Source organism: Asaia sp. BMEF1 (assembly GCF_051628905.1).
In the GTDB taxonomy this organism is placed as follows: Bacteria; Pseudomonadota; Alphaproteobacteria; order Acetobacterales; family Acetobacteraceae; genus Asaia.
Window position 1 is genome coordinate 3,057,513 of sequence record NZ_CP157575.1, and the last position, 21,512, is coordinate 3,079,024.

20 protein-coding genes are annotated in these 21,512 nt (G+C 60.1%); 14 read left to right on the top strand and 6 right to left on the bottom strand.

The annotated features are described in order from the left end of the window. Positions 1–829: 829 nt before the first annotated feature. Genes ABHV46_RS13625 through ABHV46_RS13635 form a run of 3 tightly spaced genes read left to right on the top strand, consistent with a single transcriptional unit; the run spans position 830 to position 5,873 of the window. Positions 830–2,176 (top strand): sugar porter family MFS transporter, encoded by a 1,347-nt coding sequence (locus tag ABHV46_RS13625; protein WP_438381910.1) that lies wholly within the window; start codon positions 830–832, stop codon positions 2,174–2,176. A gap of 57 nt (positions 2,177–2,233) precedes the next feature. After that, positions 2,234–4,468 (top strand): beta-glucosidase, encoded by a 2,235-nt coding sequence (locus tag ABHV46_RS13630; protein WP_438381911.1) that lies wholly within the window; start codon positions 2,234–2,236, stop codon positions 4,466–4,468. A 13-nt stretch (positions 4,469–4,481) separates the two neighbouring features. Next, positions 4,482–5,873, top strand: coding sequence for a carbohydrate porin (locus ABHV46_RS13635; protein ID WP_438381912.1), 1,392 nt, complete (start codon positions 4,482–4,484; stop codon positions 5,871–5,873). A 151-nt stretch (positions 5,874–6,024) separates the two neighbouring features. Here the strand turns inward: ABHV46_RS13635 and ABHV46_RS13640 are convergent, their stop codons facing one another. Continuing rightward, positions 6,025–6,411: a hypothetical protein gene (locus tag ABHV46_RS13640; protein ID WP_438381913.1), complete on the bottom strand. Its 387-nt coding sequence runs from the start codon at positions 6,409–6,411 to the stop codon at positions 6,025–6,027. Between the two features lie 138 nt (positions 6,412–6,549). On the opposite strand from ABHV46_RS13640, the gene alkB reads away from it, so the two are divergent. The 8 genes from alkB to ABHV46_RS13680 all read left to right on the top strand — a co-directional run bounded on the left by alkB (position 6,550) and on the right by ABHV46_RS13680 (position 16,239). Further along, positions 6,550–7,206: a DNA oxidative demethylase AlkB gene (gene alkB, locus ABHV46_RS13645; RefSeq protein WP_438381914.1), complete on the top strand. Its 657-nt coding sequence runs from the start codon at positions 6,550–6,552 to the stop codon at positions 7,204–7,206. A 62-nt stretch (positions 7,207–7,268) separates the two neighbouring features. Continuing rightward, positions 7,269–8,663: a class II 3-deoxy-7-phosphoheptulonate synthase gene (locus ABHV46_RS13650; protein WP_438381915.1), complete on the top strand. Its 1,395-nt coding sequence runs from the start codon at positions 7,269–7,271 to the stop codon at positions 8,661–8,663. Further along, positions 8,660–9,865 (top strand): nicotinate phosphoribosyltransferase, encoded by a 1,206-nt coding sequence (locus tag ABHV46_RS13655; protein WP_438381916.1) that lies wholly within the window; start codon positions 8,660–8,662, stop codon positions 9,863–9,865. Before ABHV46_RS13650 ends, ABHV46_RS13655 begins: the two co-directional genes overlap by 4 nt. After that, positions 9,862–10,236: a hypothetical protein gene (locus ABHV46_RS13660; RefSeq protein ID WP_336946508.1), complete on the top strand. Its 375-nt coding sequence runs from the start codon at positions 9,862–9,864 to the stop codon at positions 10,234–10,236. Before ABHV46_RS13655 ends, ABHV46_RS13660 begins: the two co-directional genes overlap by 4 nt. Beyond that, positions 10,236–10,994 (top strand): transcriptional initiation protein Tat, encoded by a 759-nt coding sequence (locus tag ABHV46_RS13665; RefSeq protein WP_438381917.1) that lies wholly within the window; start codon positions 10,236–10,238, stop codon positions 10,992–10,994. Before ABHV46_RS13660 ends, ABHV46_RS13665 begins: the two co-directional genes overlap by 1 nt. Positions 10,995–11,069: 75 nt before the next feature. Continuing rightward, complete coding sequence (gene gltX, locus ABHV46_RS13670) at positions 11,070–12,404, top strand: glutamate--tRNA ligase (protein WP_336946506.1); 1,335 nt, start codon at positions 11,070–11,072, stop codon at positions 12,402–12,404. A gap of 21 nt (positions 12,405–12,425) precedes the next feature. Further along, positions 12,426–13,373 (top strand): ion channel, encoded by a 948-nt coding sequence (locus ABHV46_RS13675; RefSeq protein WP_438381918.1) that lies wholly within the window; start codon positions 12,426–12,428, stop codon positions 13,371–13,373. 517 nt (positions 13,374–13,890) lie between these two features. Continuing rightward, entirely contained in the window at positions 13,891–16,239 is a 2,349-nt protein-coding gene (locus tag ABHV46_RS13680) for a TonB-dependent receptor (protein ID WP_438381919.1), read from the top strand. A gap of 151 nt (positions 16,240–16,390) precedes the next feature. On the opposite strand, the gene ABHV46_RS13685 is transcribed toward ABHV46_RS13680, so the two are convergent. The 3 genes from ABHV46_RS13685 to ABHV46_RS13695 form a co-directional block, all read right to left on the bottom strand. After that, positions 16,391–17,173, bottom strand: a complete 783-nt coding sequence (locus ABHV46_RS13685; RefSeq protein ID WP_438384410.1) for a CDP-alcohol phosphatidyltransferase family protein — start codon at positions 17,171–17,173, stop codon at positions 16,391–16,393. A gap of 142 nt (positions 17,174–17,315) precedes the next feature. Continuing rightward, the gene (locus tag ABHV46_RS13690; protein WP_438381920.1) at positions 17,316–17,993 is read right to left on the bottom strand and encodes a phosphatidylserine decarboxylase; all 678 of its coding nucleotides are present in this window, start codon (positions 17,991–17,993) and stop codon (positions 17,316–17,318) included. Between the two features lie 31 nt (positions 17,994–18,024). Then, a complete protein-coding gene (locus tag ABHV46_RS13695) occupies positions 18,025–18,768 on the bottom strand; it encodes a methyltransferase domain-containing protein (protein WP_438381921.1) in 744 nt (247 codons plus the stop codon). On the opposite strand from ABHV46_RS13695, the gene ABHV46_RS13700 reads away from it, so the two are divergent. The 3 genes from ABHV46_RS13700 to ABHV46_RS13710 are packed head-to-tail and all read left to right on the top strand — an operon-like array spanning position 18,762 to position 20,359. Further along, positions 18,762–18,971 carry a hypothetical protein gene (locus tag ABHV46_RS13700; protein WP_438381922.1) on the top strand — a complete coding sequence of 70 codons (210 nt, stop codon included), beginning with the start codon at positions 18,762–18,764 and terminating at the stop codon, positions 18,969–18,971. The two genes, ABHV46_RS13695 and ABHV46_RS13700, sit on opposite strands and share 7 nt — an antisense overlap. A gap of 51 nt (positions 18,972–19,022) precedes the next feature. Further along, positions 19,023–19,742 carry a hydroxyacylglutathione hydrolase gene (gene gloB, locus ABHV46_RS13705; RefSeq protein WP_438381923.1) on the top strand — a complete coding sequence of 240 codons (720 nt, stop codon included), beginning with the start codon at positions 19,023–19,025 and terminating at the stop codon, positions 19,740–19,742. Positions 19,743–19,759: 17 nt separating this feature from the next. Beyond that, complete coding sequence (locus tag ABHV46_RS13710; RefSeq protein WP_438381924.1) at positions 19,760–20,359, top strand: HAD family hydrolase; 600 nt, start codon at positions 19,760–19,762, stop codon at positions 20,357–20,359. Here the strand turns inward: ABHV46_RS13710 and ABHV46_RS13715 are convergent. Further along, positions 20,340–20,471 carry a DUF2474 family protein gene (locus ABHV46_RS13715; protein WP_081775825.1) on the bottom strand — a complete coding sequence of 44 codons (132 nt, stop codon included), beginning with the start codon at positions 20,469–20,471 and terminating at the stop codon, positions 20,340–20,342. The genes ABHV46_RS13710 and ABHV46_RS13715 overlap by 20 nt on opposite strands. 12 nt (positions 20,472–20,483) lie before the next feature. Continuing rightward, the gene (gene cydB / locus ABHV46_RS13720) at positions 20,484–21,506 is read right to left on the bottom strand and encodes a cytochrome d ubiquinol oxidase subunit II (RefSeq protein ID WP_336946500.1); all 1,023 of its coding nucleotides are present in this window, start codon (positions 21,504–21,506) and stop codon (positions 20,484–20,486) included. Between the last annotated feature and the right edge of the window lie 6 nt (positions 21,507–21,512).

The window sequence follows — 21,512 nt, forward strand, 5'->3', positions numbered from 1 at the left end:
ATGCCTGAGGCGCTCCCGTTGCATCGAAACGTCAGTTATTCCGGTTCTTTTCAGACGAGGGGAGGGCTGTGGCACGGCCAATTCGCGCTTTGGTGAAATCGACACATGAACGGCTTCGAGACACAGCTCCCGTGTAGGTCACCGCGCTTTTGACAATCTGCTGGTGGTAATCCGCCCTCCCTTCCGAAAAACCCGAAATCGGCAAAAGCTGCGCGATCCGGCCCTTAGGGCCCGCTACCAGACCAGAATTGGGGCGTCGGTCTGCACGTTGCGTGGCTGATGCTCATCTGCACAAGCACTCTTTCAGCGCAGGTCGAGAGCCCTGACGACCAAAGCTCGCAAACATCTTCTACTTGTAGTGGAAAGTAATTGGCGCGACTGGCAAGCACACCACGCCCCGGCGTCCACAATTTCGCCATTTGGAGTTTGGGTGATGAGTCTTTCAGCGCCCTACCTGAATAGGTGGATAAAAATAACGGTGCAGACTGGTCATGATTTTTTATGAAGAAATGAAGGAAGGGTCCAACATCACAGGGTCATTCATTTATCTGCGTAGTGAGATGAGAAAGCCTCCTGCACGCAGCCCTGCTTGGATTTTAATTCGGTCCCGAACCGTTCTCTCCGGACACATAACTCTCGTATAAATTTTTGTGAATTCAGTCGCGCTCATGTGACTAACCATTATCTCCGCACTGAACTATCTCAGTAAACAGGTTATCTATCACACGATTCGCGTTATATTTATGGTAGTGGTAAAGCTGTGGGGAATCCTATGGTTGATTTGATACATCCTAAAGGGTCAGAGAAGAAAATTCCTCTGGTCGGTAAAATGATATTGGCAGCCGTTCTTGCTGCCGTCGCGGGGCTTATGTTTGGCCTCGATATTGGAGTTATTTCCGGCGCGCTTGGATTTATTGCCAAGGAGTTTCACGCCGACACTTTTTCTCAGGAGTGGATTGTTTCGTCCATGATGGTGGGTGCCGCAATTGGCGCTGTCTGTGCAGGACAGCTCTCCTACCGTTTCGGTCGAAAAAAGGCGCTCATATTGAGCGCCTTTCTTTTTGTGCTCGGCGCGTTGCTCTGCGCGATGGCGTCGACTGTCACGATACTTGTCACTGCACGCGTTCTGCTCGGACTTGCGATCGGCATCGCGAGTTTTGTCGCGCCGCTTTATATTTCCGAAGTCGCCGATGAGCAGCACCGGGGCGGGCTGATTTCCATTTACCAGCTCATGATCACAATCGGCATTCTGCTTGCTTTCGTCTCCGATGCCATTTTTTCCTACTACGCTGCGTGGCGCTGGATGCTTGGGGTAGTCGCCATTCCCGGCGCGGTTTTTCTGGTGGGCTCGTTTTTCCTGCCGGATAGCCCGCGATGGCTGATGCTGCGCGGTCGCGATGACGAAGCGCTGAAAACCCTGATCAGCCTGCGCCCATCGCGTGCCGAGGCGGAGAGCGAAATCAGGGAAATCCAGGGCAGGCTGCGCCAGAAGCAGCGCGGCCTGTCGATGTTTCTCGAAAATCCGAATTTTCGACGTTCGGTGGTCCTGGGTGTCGGGTTGCAGATCGTGCAGCAACTGACCGGCATCAACGTGGTCATGTACTACGCGCCACGTATCTTCGAAGTCGCCGGTTTCGGCCAGGATGGCCAGATGTGGGGCACGGCGATCGTCGGTCTCGTGAATATGCTGGCGACTTTTATCGCGATCGGTTTCGTCGATCGCTGGGGCAGGCGCCCTATGCTCGTTGCAGGTTTCGCGATCATGGCCTGCGGTATGGGGGCCCTGGCGGTTCTACTCTCCATGGGCGGAGAGTCGAGCGAGATCACGCATTATCTGGCGGTCGCGGTGCTGCTCCTTTTTATCACAGGTTTCGCTTTTTCCGCAGGCCCGCTGATCTGGATCCTGTGCGCTGAAGTCCAGCCGCTCGAAGGGCGCGATTTTGGCATGGCGTGCTCAACTTTCACCAACTGGATTGCCAATATGGCGGTCGGAGCAAGCTTTCTGACGCTGCTCGGCAGTCTCGGCGCTGCGCATACCTTCTGGCTGTACGCCGGGCTCAACGCCTTCTTCATCATCTTCACGCTTGTTTTCGTCCCCGAGACGCGCGGCGTTTCTCTCGAAGCGATCGAGCAGAAACTGAATGGCGGCGCGAAATTGCGGGAAATAGGGCGTTAGCCCCGTCACTCGGCCACGCTCAATCCTCATGAATTATTTCAATAAAGGATACTGAAAATGTCACGTAATAATATTACGAGAAAGAAATGTCTTGTCCTGGCTGTCGGCATGGCGGCCATCCTGACCGGGTCGCTGGCGACCGCCGCTCCCGCCCCTTGGCTGGATCGGTCTGTCTCACCGCAAGACCGTGTCGCAGCGCTCATGCGCAACATGACAAAGGCTGAAAAGCTCTCGCTGATCGAAAGCGATCTCGCTCTTGAATTCGGAGCCTACAAGAAGCCGGCCGGTGCTATCGGGTCGGCTGCCTATGTCGCCGGTATCGAGCGTCTCGGTATCCCGGCGCTCCAGATCAGCGACGCGGGTCTGGGCGTGACCAACCCGATGAATGTGCGCCCTGGTGACGGGGCAACGGCATTACCGGCAGGCCAGGCGATGGCCGGCGCCTTCGATCTCGCGCTGGCACGTGAAGGCGGGGCGATGATCGGCGCCGAAGCGAAGCACCGGGGCTTCAATGTCCTGCTCGCTGGCGGTGTCGATCTGGTGCGCGATCCGCGCGGCGGTCGCAACTTCGAATATATGGGTGAAGACCCCATTCTGGCGGGACAGGTTGCCGCGGCTGAGGTCCAGGGCGTGCAAAGCCAGCACGTTATTTCCACAATCAAGCATTATGCGGTCAATTCCTACGAGACCGGACGCATGATGAGCAGTCTCGACCTTACAATTCCCGCCTTGCAGGAATCCGACCTTCTCGCATTCAGGATTGCCGTGCAGGAAGGCAGGCCAGGTAGCATCATGTGCGCCTATAACAAGGTCAATGGCGTCTATGCCTGTCAAAATCCCTATCTCCTGAGCGATGTGTTGAGGGGCGAGTGGGGTTATCAGGGCTTCGTCATGAGCGATTGGGGCGCCTTGTCGGATGGCGAGGCTGCGGCCAGGGCCGGGTTGGATCAGGACTCGGCCTATATCCTCGATCGCGGGACACGATTTGCCGATGCCATGCGCAAGATGGCCGGTCATCCCGCAGGCGAAAATATTCTTGACGCCAAGACCCGCCATATCCTGACGGCCATGGTCGTCAACGGATTATTCGACGATCAGGCACGCCCGGTGGAGGGCGCTGCGGAAATCGCTGCACATATGGCGGTGGCCCGTCGCATTGAGGAAGAGGGCGCGGTGCTGATGCGCAATGAGAGGGAAACACTCCCTCTCTCTGCTTCCGGGATGATCCTTGTCGTGGGCGGCCATGCGGATAAGGGCGTGATCGCGGGGGGAGGGAGTTCGGCTGTTCTGCCACGAGGCGGCAGCGCTATTGTCGATCCGGTTCAGGCCAGTCTCGAGACCATGCCGCATCCGATCATCTTCGAGCCGAACGCGCCTGTCGACGCCCTGCGCGCGGCCATGCCGGGGGCCGAGATCGTCTATAATGAAGGGACCGATCTCGCTCAGCTCGCCACTCTGGCGAAAAAAGCAAAAGCCGTCGTCGTGTTCGTGACCAAATGGCAGGGTGAAAGCCTTGATGCGCCCGATCTCGATTTGCCGGCATCGGACAACGCTCTGATCGAGACCGTCGCGCAGGCGAACAGGAAAAGTATCGTCGTTCTTGAGACGGGAAATCCGGTCGTCATGCCATGGTTCGACAAGGTCGGTGCCGTACTCGAAGCATGGTATCCGGGCTCGGCCGGAGGCGAGGCGATTGCCAATCTGCTCAGCGGCAAAGCCGTCCCATCGGGCCGTCTTACGACGACATGGCCTCGATCCCTGTCCGACCTCCCGCGCCCGGAGTTGCCCGGGGCAGGGCATCATGCCGGCGCCTTCCCGCTTGATAAATCCACGATTGCCTATCTCAGGAATTATGATCTGAACAAGGAAGGCGCCGATGTGGGCTATCGCTGGTTTGCCTCCCGCGCCATCGCGCCCGCCTTCCCGTTCGGTTTCGGTCTGAGTTACACCCGTTTCACCAATGATGGGCTGACCGTCTCGATGGACGGAAAAAAGATCCTCGCGCACGCAACAGTCACCAATAAGGGCAAGGTTGGGGGCGACGAGGTGGTGCAGATCTATGCTCACGCCCCGGATGGGGCGCCTTTACGTCTTGCCGGATATGGCCGTGTGACCCTCTCTCCTGGCGAGAGCAAAGTTGTCGACATCCCTCTCTCTCCCTATGCGACGGCGCGTTACGATCAGGCGCAGAAAGACTGGAGGCAGCCAGCGGGCACCTATCGTTTTGTGCTCGCGCGCAACGCGGAGGATCAGACCGGTCCTGCGGCAAGTCTCCATATCGACGCGCAATGAAGGATGACAGCTTATGCCCGGTTCATCCTTTCCAGCAACGAGGGAGCCTACCGCCACACGGCGGTGCGCCCTGCGTTCAGCGCTGCTGACAGTCATCTCTGTGGCGAGCATGACGCCGCTCATGGCCCAGGAAACGAATTACACCAATCTCCCATCCCTTGAGTCTCAAAGAGCCGCTGTACACCCCGATCAATCGTGCCACAGCTACGACAAGATGATCACAAAGGGGTCTGAATCGCCCATCATCACCACATGCGACACGCTTTTCCCCGATCAGTTCGGCCTGCGCGAAAAGCTGGGGAGCAAAGGCTTTCTGATTGAGGGATATTATTCTTTCGGCGAAATCTACGATGTGCTCGGCCATCAGGGAAAACCGCAGGCCTATAACGGCCAGAGCCCGAATTTCTCGGGCAATCTCTGGCTCAATATGACCTATGATATGGCGCGGCTGGGTCTCAATAAAGGGTCCCAGCTGACCCTGTCGATGAATAACTGGCAGACCGCCTATCCGGGGGCAGGGGTACGGGGTACGGCGCTCAGTCAGGCGACGATTTTCCAGACATTCTTCAATGGCCGCATCACCGCTCAATACGGATATTACGGGCTACTCGGACAGTTTTACGGTCTTTTCCTTGGGACAAGCACGGCATCGAGCGCGCTCGGGCCGACCAGTATCATTCCCAATCAGGTCGGCATGTCCATGTATCTACCGACGCTTGGCCTCGATATACGCATGTACGCGCATGACAGGCGTTTCTATAATCACTTCGGCTTTGCGCGCAGCCAGAGCCCTGACGGCTTTGCCGCTGATTCCCGTGCCAATCCGTCAGGTGTCAATTTCCGCGTCAATGGCGCCAGGCCGATCTACGTCGATGAGATCGGTTTCAGGCAGCGCCCCACACGCGGCAAGCTCATGACCTGGCTCCGTGCCGGAGGGATTTATAACAGCTCGTCCTATTATGATTTCCGACGCCGCGCTTTCGGTCGCTCCAATTCAGCTTTTTATGTCGTTTTCGACCAGCAGCTTTTGCAGACCAACCCGGCGATACCTTATCTGGGCTGGTATATCGACCTGAAGACAGATCACGCCGATCGCACAAAGAACGTTTTCACCGATGATTATGCGGCGACGATCTATTCCCTGGGCCCGTTTCGGGGGCGTGAGAAAGACATGCTGTCGATCGGATTTACGTACAACAAGATCGGATCGGCCGCACAGCAGGATCTCCAGAGGCTGGCGCCACGGAAATTCGATCACAGCACGACATCTTCGGTCGCCTATGCGGCTCACCTGCATAGGGGGATCTATTTCGTCGGTACGACGAGTTATACGACACATCCCGTCGTCTCTCGTCTTTATGCCGACGCCCTCACATTGCAGGGGCAGTTCACGCTGTCATTTTGAATGTCGCGGCAGTTTCGAAAGGGTCTCGATCTGCCGTGAACCGTCCGGTTACGCCAGTAATAGGGCGCTCAGGACGCTTTGAGACCGTCGATGCGGCGGATTTCATGCGCCGCATGGGTCTTGGCTGAACGCGCCAGCCGAGGAAAACGGCTCAGCGTGGGGCCACCCAGCCATTGCCCGATGCATCGCCGAGCTGGCCGCTCTGGACCGGGCTGCTATTGGAATAGGCAGAACCGAATTTGCTCAGATCGGCGCCGGTCACGGCATCGCGCTGCACATTATCGGCGTGATCGGGGTCGGGGCCGTGGTTGAACTCGGTGCTCGGCGTTTCCTGATAGCCGGGCGGCAGCGAGTGGCGGCCTTTGGCGGTCAGATGTTCGCCCTTGCCATGATATTCAACGCCGCCGTCATTGGTGGTGCTCTGCGGAGCATGGGCGTCATTCGGGGCGTTCTGTCCCGTAAACTGGGCCCAGGCCGTGCTGGCAGGCAGGGCGAGGAGAGTGGCGGCCAGAAAGGCGCCGCGTCGGAGCTTTGCCATCGAAGCATTCCCTTGCAGTTTCGTCCCGTTACGCTTGGCGTACAGGAACGGTGGTTGCCAATTCGGAAATAAGCCCGATCTCTGGCGCTGATAAGAACCTCAAGTAAGCGGTGAGGCAGGAGGCGGCAAGGGTCTATTATGATGGATGATCTGTTCGGCGCCCTCAGGGCACGCGAGACCCTCGCGCAGGGAGCCGTTTTACTTCCCGGAGCCGCCTTATCACGCCAGGAAAGGCTGATGGCGCAGGTGGGTGACATCGTGTCGCAGGCGCCGCTGAGGCGGCTCACGACACCGGGCGGTCGCCGCTTTTCGGTAGAGATGACAAATTGTGGCTCGCTTGGCTGGCATTCCGACGCAGCGGGGTACCGTTACGAGTCCCGTGACCCCCTTTCGGGCAGGTTCTGGCCTGCACTGCCATCCGACTGGATCACTTTTGCGCAAGATATGGCGGCACAGGCGGGTTTCGGTGGTTTCCAGCCGCAGGCCTGCCTTCTCAACCGCTATGCCCCCGGCGCGCGTATGGGGCTGCATCAGGACCGCGATGAAACAGCGCTCGATTCCCCGATCGTCTCCATTTCTCTGGGGCTGGCGGCCCAGTTTCTGTTCGGCGGTGCAGAGCGCACAGATCCGGTCCGCAAATTGCGCCTTGTCAGCGGAGACGTGGTGGTATGGGGTGGCGCATCGCGCCTCTTCTATCACGGGATCGCTCCATTGGCCCCCGACCATCATCCTCTCACCGGTGCGTGTCGCTGGAATCTGACATTCCGTCGTGTCAGCGCCGAGGATAGCCCCTAGGCGACAGGAATATTCCGTTTCATACTAGACCCCCTCTTTTTGAACCGAAGGAAGACGCTCTCATGCACCCGAACCGCGAATCCGCCCAGCACGCCGGCTGGACGCCGTCGAGCTGGCGGTCGCACCCCATTCGCCAGGCACCGCATTATCTGGATGCAGCCGCGCTCGACTCTGTCGAAGCCCGACTGCGGCGCTATCCGCCGCTGGTGTTTGCAGGCGAAACGCGGCGCCTCAAAAGCCAGCTCGCCAAGGCGGCGCGCGGCGAGGCGTTTGTGTTGCAGGGCGGGGCCTGTGCCGAGAGCTTCAACGAGTTTACGGCCGATATCGTGCGCGATACTTTCCGCGTGCTGCTGCAGATGGCCGTTGTGCTCACCTTTGGCGCCAAGGTGCCGGTCATCAAGATCGGACGTATGGCCGGGCAATATGCCAAGCCGCGCTCTTCCGACACCGAAACCCTCGATGGGGTGACGCTGCCCTGCTATCGCGGTGACATCATCAACGGGCCGGAATTCACAGAGGCCGCGCGTCTGCCCGATCCGGGCCGTATGGAAACCGGCTATTTCCAGTCAGCCGGTGTCATGAACCTGCTGCGCGCCTTCGCTTCCGGTGGCTATGCCAATCTGCATGAAGTGCATCGCTGGAATCTCGGCTTCGTCAAGCGTTCGCCGCTTGCCGAACGCTATCAGGATCTGGCCCAGCGTATCGATGAGACGCTTTCCTTCATGGGGGCCTGTGGCTTCAACCAGAGCGCTCCGCAGATCAACGAGACCGAGTTCTACACCTCGCATGAGGCGCTGCTTCTGCCCTATGAGCAGGCCCTCACGCGCATCGATAGCCTGAGCGAGAACTGGTACGACTGCTCGGCGCATTTTCTCTGGATCGGCGATCGCACGCGCCAGCCCGATGGCGCTCATGTCGAGTTCCTGCGTGGTGTCGGCAACCCGATCGGCATCAAGGTCGGGCCGACGACGACGCTCGACGATCTCGAAAAGCTGCTGGATATCCTGAACCCCAAAGACGAGGCCGGGCGTATCACCCTCATCTCGCGCATGGGCGCGGGCAAGGTGGGCGATTTCCTGCCGCCGCTTCTCGACAAGGTCCAGGCCAGCGGCCGCACGGTCACCTGGCTCTGCGACCCGATGCACGGCAACACCATCACCACGGCCGACAAGGTCAAGACGCGCTCGTTCGACTCCATTCTGGGCGAGGTGAAGGGGTTTTTCTCGGTCTTCCAGCAGGCGGGCCTGCGGCCGGGTGGTATCCACATCGAAATGACGGGTCAGGATGTGACGGAATGCGTCGGTGGCGCCCAGTGCCTCACCGAAGCCGATCTGGCCGGGCGATACGAAACCTTCTGCGACCCGCGCCTGAATGCCGAGCAGTCGCTCGAAATGGCCTTCCTGCTCGCTGAAGAGTTGACGGGGCATTTCCGCGATCATGGAGTGCTGCAAAAATGAGCCCGAACCGGCCCGATGAAGAAAATGCAGCGATAAGCACCGCGATCAGTCCGACGCTCGCCCTGACCCAAGGCGAGATCGCGGCACGCACCGATGCGTATTTCAACCGCACCCAGGCCATCGTCTCGCATTTCGGCGAGTGCGAGGTCACCTATGCGCTCTTCATCCGCAGGCCGGTTATCGCTGCCCATGGACTGATGATCGCCTGGCTCGAAAACGTTGCGCGCGAGCAGGGTTTTTCGGTCGCGATCGAGATCGTCACGCCGGAGGGCAGCTGGGTCGGGGCAGGGGAGCCGCTCGTCTATCTGACCGGCCCCTTTACCCGCATGGCCCCGCTCGAAACCCTGCTGCTCCAGAAGCTCGGCTCTGCCTGTGTCGCAGCCCATAATGCCTATCAGATGGCGCTTGCTCTGCCTGACGCCGCCTTCATGGCCATGGAGGCGCGGCATTGCGCCGGTTTCGAGATGCAGGAAATCATGGGCTATGCGGCCTCGGTCGGCTCGCGCGCCGCTCGACGCGAGGGGGCGAAGGGCTTCATTGGCTGCGCCAATGACGTAACGGCCCGGTTTTTCGGCAGCGAGCGCGGTTTGGGCACAATGCCCCACGCCCTGATAGGCTATGCCGGATCGACCCTGCGGGCCGCAGAGATGTATCACGAGGTCTATCCGAACGACCCGCTGGTGGTGCTGGTCGATTATTTCGGTCAGGAGATCACCGATGCGCTGGCCGTCTGCCGTCGCTTCCCCGAGCTGGCGGCTGAGGGACGCATCAGTGTGCGTCTGGATACCCATGGCGGGCGCTTTATCGAAGGGCTCGATCCGCAATCTTCCTATGGCGTGCTAGAGCGTCACACACCGGGCACGATCAGGCGTTATCGCTCCGATCATGAGCTGAAGGACCTCGTCGGCACGGGTGTATCGGCAGCCGCCATCTGGTGGATGCGTGAATCGCTCAATGAAGCCGGTTTTACCGAGGTGAAGATCATCGTTTCATCCGGCTTCGGCTTGGAGAAATGCATGACCATGCGCGACTCCCATGCGCCGCTCGATGTGGTCGGCACCGGCTCTTTCATTCCGGTCAAATGGAACGAAACCTATGCGACTGCCGATATCGTCGCTTATGACGGCGAAAAGCGGGTAAAGGTGGGGCGCGAGTTCCTCCTGCAGAAAATCCCGTCAAAAACGAAGGAGAGCGAAGCGTGAGCAGTTCTGAAGCAGAGCCCGATCGCGGCTGGTTTGTCCGCATTCTCGACAATTCGGGCGGCGCGGAAGAGGGGATCGTGGAAGAGGTGAAAGACTTCCAGGATCTCGCCCATGCCAATGCCTATGCGCGTGCCTATGTGCGTGACAGCATCGAGCGTTGCCGGGTCGGCGGCGCTGTCGGGCGCGAAGTGCTCGAATCCTGGTTCTCGTTCGGCGAAGACGCGATTGTTGTCGAGGCAGGCGACGATGGATGGAAATCGGCCTCGGAACTGGAGGATTTCGCAGCCTCGCCCGCCTCTCCCATGGAGCGCGACTGGCGCACGCTCGACCCACGCCGCCTCGTGGAAGATGACGAGCAGGTCGAACTCTGATGGGTGTCGGACGTCGCAAGCTCCTTCTCGCCGCAGCTGCGCTTGGCATGGCAGCCCCTTTGCCGGGGCTGGCCGCTACCGTACTGCCCGCCTCTCCCACGCCGCAGAACGGCCTTTCCGATCTGAGCCGTCAGCTCGCGGCCCTGCCGCGTCGCCGCCAGTTCACCACCGTGCCGCGCCTGCTCGATCACCCCGATCTCTGGGATGACGTCGCCTTTGACGCGCTGCTGGCCTATCGCGGCGCGCAGAAGATGGTGGGTAGCGGCACCTCGCTTTCGGGCAATTGGCCGAACGAGGCGCAGAACCTGCTCAACAGCGAGGTTTTTTCCTTCGTGCATCCCGATGCGCTCCTGGTGATGGCGCTGTGGGGCGAAGCGCAACTCGGGCTCTATAACGAGGCCGCCTGGGCGCGTTTCGATCTGGCCAAGCTCGTGGCGCAGGGGCAGACCGCCTCTCCGCTGCACCAGACACCCGCAGGCAGTTCGCGCCATCATCAGGACGAGCAGGGCGCCTATGGTGCTGCCGGGCGAAACATTCCCGCCCTTCAGGCGCGTGGCGTGGTTTTTCTGGCCTGTCACAACGCCGTCTGGGCGCATGCGGGCAGGTTGATCGCTCTCGGGGCCGGGCCGACAGGGCTCAGCCACGAGCAGATGGCTGCCGAACTGACCAACGCGTTTGACCCCCGCGCTATCGTGACGCCGAGTGCGCTTGGGGCTCTGGCCGAGCTGCAACGCGCCGGGTTCTCGCGGATTTTCTGAAAACCCCCGGTTTTCTGAACGGTCGGGCATGCGCAGGCTCTGGCAAATTGCCTGCGCGCTTGGCATAGAAGCAGCATGAAACTGCGCTTCGCTCCCAGCCCGACCGGCTATCTTCATGTTGGCAATGCCCGTCTGGCCATCGCCAACGCCCTGTATGCCCGCAATCACGGCGGCAAATTCCTGCTTCGCATCGACGACACCGATGTCGAGCGGTCCAAGGCGGAATACGAGCAGGGCATCAAGACCGATCTGGAATGGCTCGGGCTAAGCTGGGACGAAATCGCCCATCAGTCGCAGCGTCTGGACCGCTATGCCCTCGCCATCGAGGCCCTGAAGGCATCGGGACGGCTCTATCCCTGCTTCGAAAGCGAGCTGGAACTCGCCGCCAAGCGCGAGGCGCGCCTCAAGGCACGCAAGCCCCCCATTTATGACCGCGCCATGCTGCGCCTGACCCCAGAGCAGCGCGAGCGCGCCGAGGCAAATGGCAAGACACCCTATTGGCGCTTCCGCCTCTCCGACGGTCACAAGAGCTGGCGCGACCTGGTGATGGGCGACCTTTCGGTCAAGCTCACCGCCATTTCCGACCCGGTTCTGGTACGCGCAGACGGCACCGTACTCTACACCCTCGCCTCGGTGGTGGACGACATGGAGATGGGGGTCACTCATATCATCCGTGGCGAAGACCACATCACCAATACCGGCGTGCAGCTCGATATCATCGAGGCGCTCGGGGGGCGGCCAAACCGTTTCACCTTCGCCCATCTGCCGCTTCTGCTCGATGAGGGCGGCGGAAAGCTGTCGAAGCGCTTCGACGCGCTGTCGCTGCGCGCTTTGCGTCATGACGGTATGGAGCCGCAATCGGTCGTCTCCTACCTGTCGAAAATCGGCAGCTCCGACGACCCGGTGCCCATGACACTGGAGCAGTCGGTCGCAAGCTTCGATCTGTCTCATGTGTCGAAATCGGCAGCGCGCTTCGACATGCAGCATCTGCTCGGGCTCAATCGTCGCCTGCTGCACGGTCTGTCGTTCGAAGACGTGAAATCGCGTCTGCCCGAGGGCGCCGATGAGGCTTTCTGGAACGCCATCAGCGGCAATGTCGATCTCACCGGCGAGATCTCGTTCTGGTGGGATGTGGTGCAGGGGGAAATCTCGCCTCCCGCGCTGAGCGATGAGGCCGCATTCCTGGCTCAGGCCGAGCAGACCCTGCCTGCCTCTCCTTTGAATGCAGAGAGCTGGAAGCTCTGGACGAATGCGCTCAAGGAGGTCTCAGGCCGCAAGGGCAAGGCGCTCTTCCATCCGCTGCGTGTCGCGCTGACCGGAGAGGAAGCTGGGCCGGAGCTTCACGCCCTTTTGCCGCTGATGGGCCATGCACGCGTTATCCGTCGTTTGCAGGAAGCCGCCCTGACCTGAGGGGGGGCTGGACGCGCCATCATGACCAGCGATCCGGCTGAGAAGCCAGAGTCGGGCAGGGGAGCCCCTTTGGGGGCGCTCGGGCTCCTGACCGACTCAGCCGCCGGGATGGAGGAGCGCGCGCCTGCCTCCGTGACACGTATCGGGATTGGCAGCAATTTCTGGACCGATCTCTATCATCATGCCCTGACCACCTCCTGGCCCCGGTTCATGGGGTGGTCAACAGTTGCCTATTTCGTCGTCAATCTGGCCTTTGCCCTGCTGTATCGGCTATGCAACGCGCGCATCAACAACGCTGCCGATCTCGATCTGCTGTCGCTGTTTTTCTTCAGCGTGCAGACGCTTTCGACCGTCGGCTACGGTGTCATGGCGCCAACGGGGCATATGGCCAATGCCCTTGTCTCGGTCGAAGCCCTGCTGGGCATGATGATCAATGCGTTGTCCACCGGCGTGGTCTTTGCCCGGTTCTCGCGTCCGCGCGCGCAGATCGTGTTTAGCAAGGCTGCCGTCATCAGCAAGCGCGCCTCTCCGCCTGTGCTCTGCCTCAGGCTCGCCAATGTGCGCAAAAGCGCCGTGCTCGCCATGGATTCCGAGTTGTCGCTTTCGCAATTCGTCATCGGCGAAGGCGGTTATCCCACCCGTATTTTCACGCCGCTGAAACTGCTGCAAGCACGTATGCCCGAATTGCGTTTCATCGAGACACTGGCGCACCCCATCGACAGCAGCAGCCCGCTGGCTCTGCTCAATCGCGAGCAACTCGATGCGACTTACGCCCGGATACTCGTGACGGTGCGCGGTACTGACGAAGCGACAGGTCAGGCGGTGCTTGTGCAGCACGCTTATGAGCCTGGCCGTATTCTGGCAGGAAGACGCTTCGTCGACATGCTGTCTCAGGATAAGCAGGGCAATTATCATGTCGATTATCGCCGTCTCCATGATCACGAACAGGAGCCCGGCTTCGATAGCTGAGAACCGCGTGTATGGCCCCCCGAGCTTCTGAGAGCCCGATCGGGTCGGAGCCTGTTAAAACGATTCTGCTTTCTGGCATTTCGCTTAGCAGTATAACCATTTCGGATGTATTTATCGTCTAGAGAATGAAATAAAAAATTCACAAAGAACGTCTTTTCGCCGCAAAATATATGCAGAATATTATTCTTTGAAAAAAAAGAAAAACTAATATGAAATATATAAGTCATTACAATATATATTTCATATTCTATACTTGTTTCGACACAAAACTATTCTGAATCCGCTTTAAGTGAAACGCGTCGGGTGCGCCGTAGAGAGAGCGGTACCCCGGCTATCGTGCTGATCGAAGAAAGCCGGATGTTCCGACTGAGCAAAGTACAGTCGGGCAGGGGCGGGAGAAATGTTTGTGTTGAAGGGTAAAAGACTGTGCCTGGTGTTCACGTTTCTTTGCTGCACCGGTTCTGCCTATTCCGCGACCAGAAGCGCCAGCAAGCCAGACGGCCATAAACGGGCCTCCATGGCTACAAAACAGGGTTCAGCACCCGTAACGAAGACGGCCTCTCCCGCTCAGGTCAAAAAACCGGCGCCCAAAAAGGCCATCATGCGTAAGAGCGATCCCGAGAGCATCGATGTGACGGCGCAGAAACACGCCAGAAACTTCCAGAGAGACCCGAGTTCGGTCACGGTCTTCTCGGCAAAACAGCTCTCCAACCGTCATGTCGTCTCTCTGACCGATCTGGGCGATGGTTCTATCCCGTCGTTGCGTATCGCGCAGTTCTCGGGCCGCAACTCCGCGCTGGTCGTCAATATCCGTGGCGTGGGTGTGCTGGGTGACAGTAACCAGCCAGCGCGCGATCAGGGCGTGGGCGTCTATATCGATGGCGTTTACGTGGCGCGTCCCCAGGCTCTCGGTACGGCGCTTTTCGACGTCGAGAGCATGGAGGTGCTGAAAGGGCCTCAGGGCACGCTTTTCGGACGGAATACCGAAGCCGGGGCGCTCAATATCATCACACGCAGACCGACGGGCAAGTTCGGTATGCGCCTGCTTGGCGGGTTCGGCAATTACAACAGCAACAAGGGCGAGCTGCATCTCGACCTCCCGGCATTCCATGATCTGGCGATCAAGATAGACGCCGTCACGGCCCATCGTGCGCCGCTGGTAACGAACCCCCTGCCCGATACGGGCGGGTTCAACCAGTATGACAAGCATGGTTTCCATGTCGAGGCGATGTATCACCCGGTCGATAATTTCACCGCCGATTACGCCTATGACAATTCCTATGACAGCACGACCACATTATGGATGCAGTTGCTGAAACCGGGCACCAACAAGCTGGCTCAGCTCGCGCAGCTACAGACGACCCGCGCCAAGCGCGCTTTCGTGGGCGTGCCGGAAGAGCCCAGTATCGGCAAGACCAACGGCCACCGCATGACGCTCGATTACAAGGCCATTCCGCAATATCTCTCCTTCAGATCCATCACCGCCTATCGCGAACTGAGCCAGAGCCAGTTCGATAACGGCATGGCTGCGGGCAGCCTGTCCAACACGACAGGCAATTTCACCGGGGTAAGCTTTGCCCGTAACTCGCTCGCAGGATTCTGGCAGAACCAGATCAGTCAGGAGATCCAGGCTTTCGGGCATACCAAGCGCCTGAAATATCAGGGTGGATTCATCTATTTCCGCGAGCACGCTGCCGATAATGCGCAGGCCTTCTACACCAATCAGTTCACCAATGCGGCAGGCAGCGACTACAAGCTACTTACAGGGCCGGCTTATGACGATTGGGGGCTGCAACCTATCGATCGTGCCAGCCAAGTCACATCGAAAAGCTGGGGCGTCTATGGCAATGCGGTCTACACGCCTCCCATCCTCTACGACAAGCTGCACCTGACGGCAGGGCTGCGCTGGTCGCATGACGGCAAGCACGGCACGCTCACGACGGTCAATAACAAGGCCCCGGTCAACACGGCGGGCGTATCGGGGCCCATCGATTTCAATGCCGGGTGGTCGCGTGTCGATCCGCTGCTGGAAGTCAGTGGCGATCTGACGAAGCGTGTGCTGCTCTATGGAAAATGGAGCACGGGCTACAAGCCGGGCGGCGCCAATTCCCGCGCGCAGGATTATGAGGCTTTCGGGCCTGAATCGGTCTCGATGTTCGAATTCGGTTCCAAAACCGAGTTTCTCGACCAGCGCGTGCGGTTCAATGTCGCGGGATACTGGGGCGATTACAAGGATATCCAGGTCGATTTCAGCAAGCCTTACCAGATCGGCAATCAGCTCACGACGCGCACCACGACCTCAACCATCAATGCGCCCGGTCATGGCGATCTGAGCGGTGTCGAGGCCGAGCTGAATGTGTCGCCCATGCGCTATCTGACGGTCGGATTTTCCTACGCCTATAACTACGTGCATATTCCGCCCACTGCGAACCCGTATCAGAACTCGCTCGGCGTCGTCAGCACCATGCTCGTGCCGATCTATCAGAATTACACACCGGCCCATTCCGGCAGTTTCCAGATCGATTACACGCGGCCCTTTCATGGCTTCACGCTTCTCGCCCATCTCGATGGCAATATCGATAGCGGTTACTACGCCAACACGACCGATCCGGTTTATCTGGGAGTCGGCAATGCGAAGAACGTCTATCAGCCAAAGGGCGATAGCGGTCTGATCGTCAATGGACGCATCGCTATCTCGAATGTGCAGCTGGGTAATACCGGTACGCGGGCAACTTTCTCGCTCTGGTCGCGCAATCTGTTTGCCGAGCAGCACGCCTATTTCAAGTCTCTGGGCGTTACGACGGGGTTGCAGAGTTATTTCAACGAGCCGCGCCAGTTCGGGGGGCAGGTCGAGCTGGCCTTCTGATCGCGCAGCGTCAGGGTCGGGGCGGGTAATCCCGGCCCGCTCCCTGCTGATGGTGGCGAGGGACGAGGCCGTCTCCTGCGGTCCTCTCGGGCCTCGCAGGCATGGCGCAGGGTAAAAGGGTAAATCCCCCCATGCGCCTCAGGGCAAGGCATCAGGCTTCGGGAACATCTTCCGAAAGGGCCTCTGCCTGAGCTTTCAGCCTATGAAAGCTGCGTCGGCTGAAGGGCAGGATCAGCAGATAGATCAGCCCGGCAGCGGCAAGGGCCAACCAGGGATCAGCCAGAAGGATCGCAGCATAAAGCAGCGTGCCAAGCATCAGCGGCAGCACATAGCGTGCAGCGATCTTGAAGTTCTTGAACGACCAGACAGGCAGGGTCGAGACGAGCAAAGCTGCCGTCAGGATCAGTGCGCCCGCTGCCAACAGGGGAGAACGGGCGATGGAATCGAGCACTGGCCAGCGCATTTTCTCGGCTTCGAGACCGAGAAAGATCGGAAACAGCACAATGCCGGCGCCTGCCGGAGCGGGAACGCCTGTAAAGAAATTATAGGAATATTCCGGCTTTTCCTCATCGTCGAGGCTGGCATTGAAGCGCGCCAGACGCAGCGCCATGCAGACCGTGAACAGTATGCAGGGCACATAGCCATAGCGGCCACCGGCGCCGTGCAGCGTCCAGAGATAAAGCAGGAAAGGGGGGGCTACACCGAAGCAGACGAAATCCGACAGCGAGTCGAATTCGGCGCCAAAGCGTGACGTTCCATGCAGGAGCCGCGCAATGCGGCCGTCGAGTCCATCGATACAGGCCGCAATCACCAGAGCCACAGCGGCATAGGAAAACTGCTGTTCCAGCCCGTAGCGCAGGCTGCTCAGCCCGGCGCAAAGCCCGAGCATGGTCAGCAGGTTGGGGATCAGCCTGTTGAAAGACGGGCCGCGCACGCGCACGCGCCTGGGGCGGATGCGCCTCAGGCGGCGTCGCTTGCGCCCCGGACGCGGGGCAGGCCCCTCCGGGGTGTCAGATCGGGGGGCCGAGACATCCGGCACGGGCGTAAGGGGCGCTTCCGACACGGGCGACCGCGTATCAGAGATGGGCGATGACGGTTTCGCCACCGACCATGATCTGGCCGGTGCTGACCAGAGGCGTCACGCCGGGCGGCAGGTACAGATCGGTGCGCGAGCCGAAGCGGATCAGACCGAAACGATCGCCGGGTTCGACGGCGCTGCCTTCTTCCACGTAGCAGACGATACGGCGGGCAATGAGGCCGGCAATCTGCACGATGGCCATGTGGCGCCCGTCTTCGAGCGTCAGACGCACTTCATTGCGCTCGTTCAGGTCGGAAGCCTTGTCGAGGCTGGCATTCAGGAACTGCCCGGCATGATAGGCGATTTTCGTCACCGTACCGGCGGCTGGCATGCGGTTGATATGCACGTTCAGCACTGACAGGAAGGTCGCCACGCGCCAGACCGGATCGCTGCCCATGCCCAGGGCTGCGGGCGGGGTGGCGAGCTCGACCGACACCACGCGGCCATCGGCCGGAGCGAGCGCCAGATCGGTCCGCGCCGGGGGGAAACGCTTCGGATCGCGGAAGAAATACAGGCAGAAAGCAAATCCGCCCAGTGCCACATTGCCGATCAGGCGCGTGGCCCGCCAGGGCGTCGCACGGCCCAGAACGGTCAGGCCGCCTGTCAGCGCGAGAAACGGGATGGCAGCGCGATGCGGCGGGGCCAGAACGGATTTGATCGATTGAATCAGGGACATGATCGCAGTCTTACGACACCGTGGTTTCGGGTCAAGCTTTTGGGTCGTCGCGCCAGGATTTCGGCGCTTCCGGCAGGTTCGGATATCCGCCAGCAGAGCCCGCCAGAGTGGTCACGCGACGGGTGAAATGCAGCGCGGCACGCTCTGCTTCCACGGGCATGCCGGAATAGAGGTCCTTGCATGCGCTCACCAGATGAACCCCGCCGAGGCGCCGCCCCAGCAGACTGAACAGCCTGTCGCCCATAAAACCCGCCTGCTCGCCAAGCGAGAGCAGGCCAGGAGGGGCGCTGAGGGCGGTAGAGCCTGCCTCTGCCCGAAACAGGGCGCGTTGCAGCACCCGGTCGAGCTGCCCGGTCGAGAAGGGGGTTCCATGCCCGAAAGGCAGAGTGTCGTCCTTGGCAGCCAGTCCGGTGCGATTGGGCACGACCAGAATGAGCCGCCCATGGTCGGCCAGAACTTTCCAGATCATGCGCAATAGCGGGTGAGGGGCGACGAGTTCGAGCCCGTGCACCAGCACGACAAGATCGAGGCTCAGATCGTCGAATGGCAGGCTGTCTGGCGCGACGAGGCAGCCGGGCCACTCCTTGTCGGTGGGAGACACAACGCCGCGTCTTCTGGTCATGGGCGTGTCGAGCTGCGCGCAGGCTACCCAATGCGCTGCGCCAAGGGCGCGCCATTGCGACAGAACGGGCGCAGCATAGCCAAGGCCCAGAACCCTCAACCCCTTCGGGTTCGGCAGAAGGGGCAGAAGCCGCGACATCAGAAGCGATGTCACCTGTTCTCCACGTCGGCTGGCATAAAACCCGGCTGCGTCTGACGGCACGGGCTGGGAAGGACGCGTCTGCATGCAACCACGCTAACCCGAACGGCGGAAAGGGGCCAGAGCCGGGCGTGGCCGGGCAGGTCGCCGTCGCAAGCGTGATCGACAGACTGGCATGGGGGCGGGTGCATCCGGGAGTGAACGGGCGTAGCCTCTGACGAGTTAAGACGAGCGCCATAACGGTTCGCGAAAAAAAGGAGCCCATCGCCATGAGTCTCGCAGTCAGGGCAATTCCTTATGCAAGGGATAATTATGCATGGCTTCTGACCGACCCGCGGACGGGTGTCGTCGCCATTGTCGATCCGGGTGAGGCCGAGCCGATCAGTGCCGTGATCGGCGAGGGGCGTCTCGATCTCATTCTGCTGACCCATCACCATGCCGACCATATCGGTGGTGCCGAAGCTCTGCGCCAAAAATACGGGGCACGCATCGCCGGTGCCGAATCCGATTCCGGCCGCTTGCCGCCGCTCGACCTGTTGCTTCATGATGAAGACCGCATCGCCATCGGTCATGACCTGGGTGAGGTGATCGCGACCCCCGGTCATGCGCGCGGGCATATAGCCTTCTATTTCCGCTCTGTGCCTGCGCTGTTCTGCGGCGATACATTATTCAGCCTCGGCTGCGGGCGTCTGCTCGAAGGCACGGCTGAAGAACTGTTCACGAGTCTGCGGCGCTTCGATGCACTTCCCGATAAAACGCTGGTTTGCTGCGGCCATGAATATACCGCGGCCAATGCCGAATTCGCGCTGTCACGCATGCCCGAAAATGCCGAATTGCAACATCGTGCCGCCGATATCCGCGCCCTGAGAGCGCAGGGGAAACCGACCCTGCCCGTCGCTTTGGGCGTCGAGCGTCAGACCAACCCTTTCCTGATGGCACGCGATGTCGAGACCCTCGCGGCCCTGCGCAAAGCCAAGGATAATTTCTGAAGAAAGGAGGACTTCCCATGCCCGGTTTTACTCTCGCGGATCACGATTTCGACGCCATCATTTTCGATTGCGATGGCACGATCGCCGATACCCTGCCCGTTCATTTCCTGACCTTCAAAGAGGCGCTGGGCGAACGCGGCTATAATCTGGAGGAGGCGTGGTACCATGCGCGCACCGGCCTCTCGAGCAGCAAGCTCTTTGCAGCTTATGAGCAGGCTTTCGATGTAAAGCTCGATCGTGAGGCCCTGCTGGATCGGTGCCGCATGCTTTACGAAAATCATCTCGATACGCTGCGGGAGCATGGGTTTGCAGCGGATATCGCCAGAAGCCAGTTCGGTCACGTGCCGATGGCGGTGGCCTCTGCCGGTCAGAAAACGGTGGTGAAGGCCACGTTGCAGACGCTGGATCTGCTTGAACTCTTCGACCATGTCGTGACGGTAGAGGATGTCCGCCACCCCAAGCCGGCGCCCGATCTCTATCTGCTTGCAGCGGAAAAGCTTGGGGTCGCCCCGCAGAGATGTCTCGTTTTCGAAGACACTGATGAGGGGCTTGAGGCGGCTCGCGCCGCCGGGATGGACGTCGTTGACGTCCGTCCGTTCACCATTGGTGGAAAATAACGATCTTGATGGCGGTTGCGACCACGGCAAGGGCCGCGACCCCGCCTGCCCAGAGCCCGACGAACCAACCGAGACGGGCCAGGAAGGAAGAAGGTGCTGTTGTGGCAGGCATGGTCAGGCTCCCTTAGTGATAGTGGTGGTCAGCGGTCACGGTGCCGCGGAAAACCCAGTAGGAATAGATCGTATAGGCAGAAATGATGGGCAGCAGGATCGACGCGCCGGCCAGCAGGAAGAGCTGGCTCTCAGGCGGTGACGAGGCCGACCAGATCGTGACCGTCGGCGGCACGATATAGGGCCAGACATTGATCCCGAGCCCCGAGAAGCACAGGAAGAACCAGCCCAGCGCACAAAGGAACGGCGTCAGGCGCGTGGCCGTCTTGCGCAGCGACAGGAAGAACAGCGCCGCCAGAACGATCACGGCGACAGGCACAGGGGCCACCCAGATGATCTCGGGGAAATCGGTCCAGCGATGCATGTAGGTGGCGTGCAGATAAGGCGTCCAGACCGAAACGATGGCGATCAGTACCAGCATGCCCAGCCCGAGCGGGGCCGAGAGGCGCTGCATGACAGCCTTCAGATCGGTTTCCGTGCGCCAGACCAGCCAGGTGGCGCCGAGCAGCGTATAGCCGACAGCGACGGCAAAGCCGCAGAAGAGCGGGAAGGGGGCCACCCAGTCCCAGGCGCTTCCGACGAACGTGTTGTTCTCGACCTTCACGCCCATGATCAGTTCACCAAGGATGATGCCCTGCATGACCGAGGCCACCAGAGAACCGAGGCAGAAGGAACGATCCCAGAAGGTCGTGCCGAAAATGCCGCTCGCCTTGACGCGGAACTCGAAAGCCACACCGCGCAGAATGAGGGCCAGAAGCATGAAGAGGATCGGCAGATAGAGCGCGGGCAGGATCGTGCCATAGGCGACCGGAAACACGCCATAAAGCGTGGCCCCGCCAAAGATCATCCAGGTTTCGTTACCGTCCCAGACAGGAGCGATGGTGTTGACCATGACATCGCGGTGATCCTTGCGATGCTCACCGAGAAACAGGATGCCGATGCCCAGATCGAACCCGTCCAGGCAGACATAGATGAAAATGGCCAGGGCGGCGAGGGTTGCCCAGATGATGGGCAACCAATAGGCGAGGGTGTTCATCGAGAC

What these genes read in the sequence shown, in the direction of transcription:
- ABHV46_RS13625 (WP_438381910.1), top strand. Translation starts at nt 830, where the DNA reads ATGATATTGGCAGCCGTTCTTGCTGCCGTCGCGGGGCTTATGTTTGGC.
- ABHV46_RS13630 (WP_438381911.1), top strand. Translation starts at nt 2,234, where the DNA reads ATGTCACGTAATAATATTACGAGAAAGAAATGTCTTGTCCTGGCTGTC.
- ABHV46_RS13635 (WP_438381912.1), top strand. Translation starts at nt 4,482, where the DNA reads ATGCCCGGTTCATCCTTTCCAGCAACGAGGGAGCCTACCGCCACACGG.
- ABHV46_RS13640 (WP_438381913.1), bottom strand. Translation starts at nt 6,411, where the DNA reads ATGGCAAAGCTCCGACGCGGCGCCTTTCTGGCCGCCACTCTCCTCGCC.
- alkB (WP_438381914.1), top strand. Translation starts at nt 6,550, where the DNA reads ATGATGGATGATCTGTTCGGCGCCCTCAGGGCACGCGAGACCCTCGCG.
- ABHV46_RS13650 (WP_438381915.1), top strand. Translation starts at nt 7,269, where the DNA reads ATGCACCCGAACCGCGAATCCGCCCAGCACGCCGGCTGGACGCCGTCG.
- ABHV46_RS13655 (WP_438381916.1), top strand. Translation starts at nt 8,660, where the DNA reads ATGAGCCCGAACCGGCCCGATGAAGAAAATGCAGCGATAAGCACCGCG.
- ABHV46_RS13665 (WP_438381917.1), top strand. Translation starts at nt 10,236, where the DNA reads ATGGGTGTCGGACGTCGCAAGCTCCTTCTCGCCGCAGCTGCGCTTGGC.
- gltX (WP_336946506.1), top strand. Translation starts at nt 11,070, where the DNA reads ATGAAACTGCGCTTCGCTCCCAGCCCGACCGGCTATCTTCATGTTGGC.
- ABHV46_RS13675 (WP_438381918.1), top strand. Translation starts at nt 12,426, where the DNA reads ATGACCAGCGATCCGGCTGAGAAGCCAGAGTCGGGCAGGGGAGCCCCT.
- ABHV46_RS13680 (WP_438381919.1), top strand. Translation starts at nt 13,891, where the DNA reads ATGGCTACAAAACAGGGTTCAGCACCCGTAACGAAGACGGCCTCTCCC.
- ABHV46_RS13690 (WP_438381920.1), bottom strand. Translation starts at nt 17,993, where the DNA reads ATGTCCCTGATTCAATCGATCAAATCCGTTCTGGCCCCGCCGCATCGC.
- ABHV46_RS13700 (WP_438381922.1), top strand. Translation starts at nt 18,762, where the DNA reads ATGTCACCTGTTCTCCACGTCGGCTGGCATAAAACCCGGCTGCGTCTG.
- gloB (WP_438381923.1), top strand. Translation starts at nt 19,023, where the DNA reads ATGAGTCTCGCAGTCAGGGCAATTCCTTATGCAAGGGATAATTATGCA.
- ABHV46_RS13710 (WP_438381924.1), top strand. Translation starts at nt 19,760, where the DNA reads ATGCCCGGTTTTACTCTCGCGGATCACGATTTCGACGCCATCATTTTC.
- ABHV46_RS13715 (WP_081775825.1), bottom strand. Translation starts at nt 20,471, where the DNA reads ATGCCTGCCACAACAGCACCTTCTTCCTTCCTGGCCCGTCTCGGTTGG.
- cydB (WP_336946500.1), bottom strand. Translation starts at nt 21,506, where the DNA reads ATGAACACCCTCGCCTATTGGTTGCCCATCATCTGGGCAACCCTCGCC.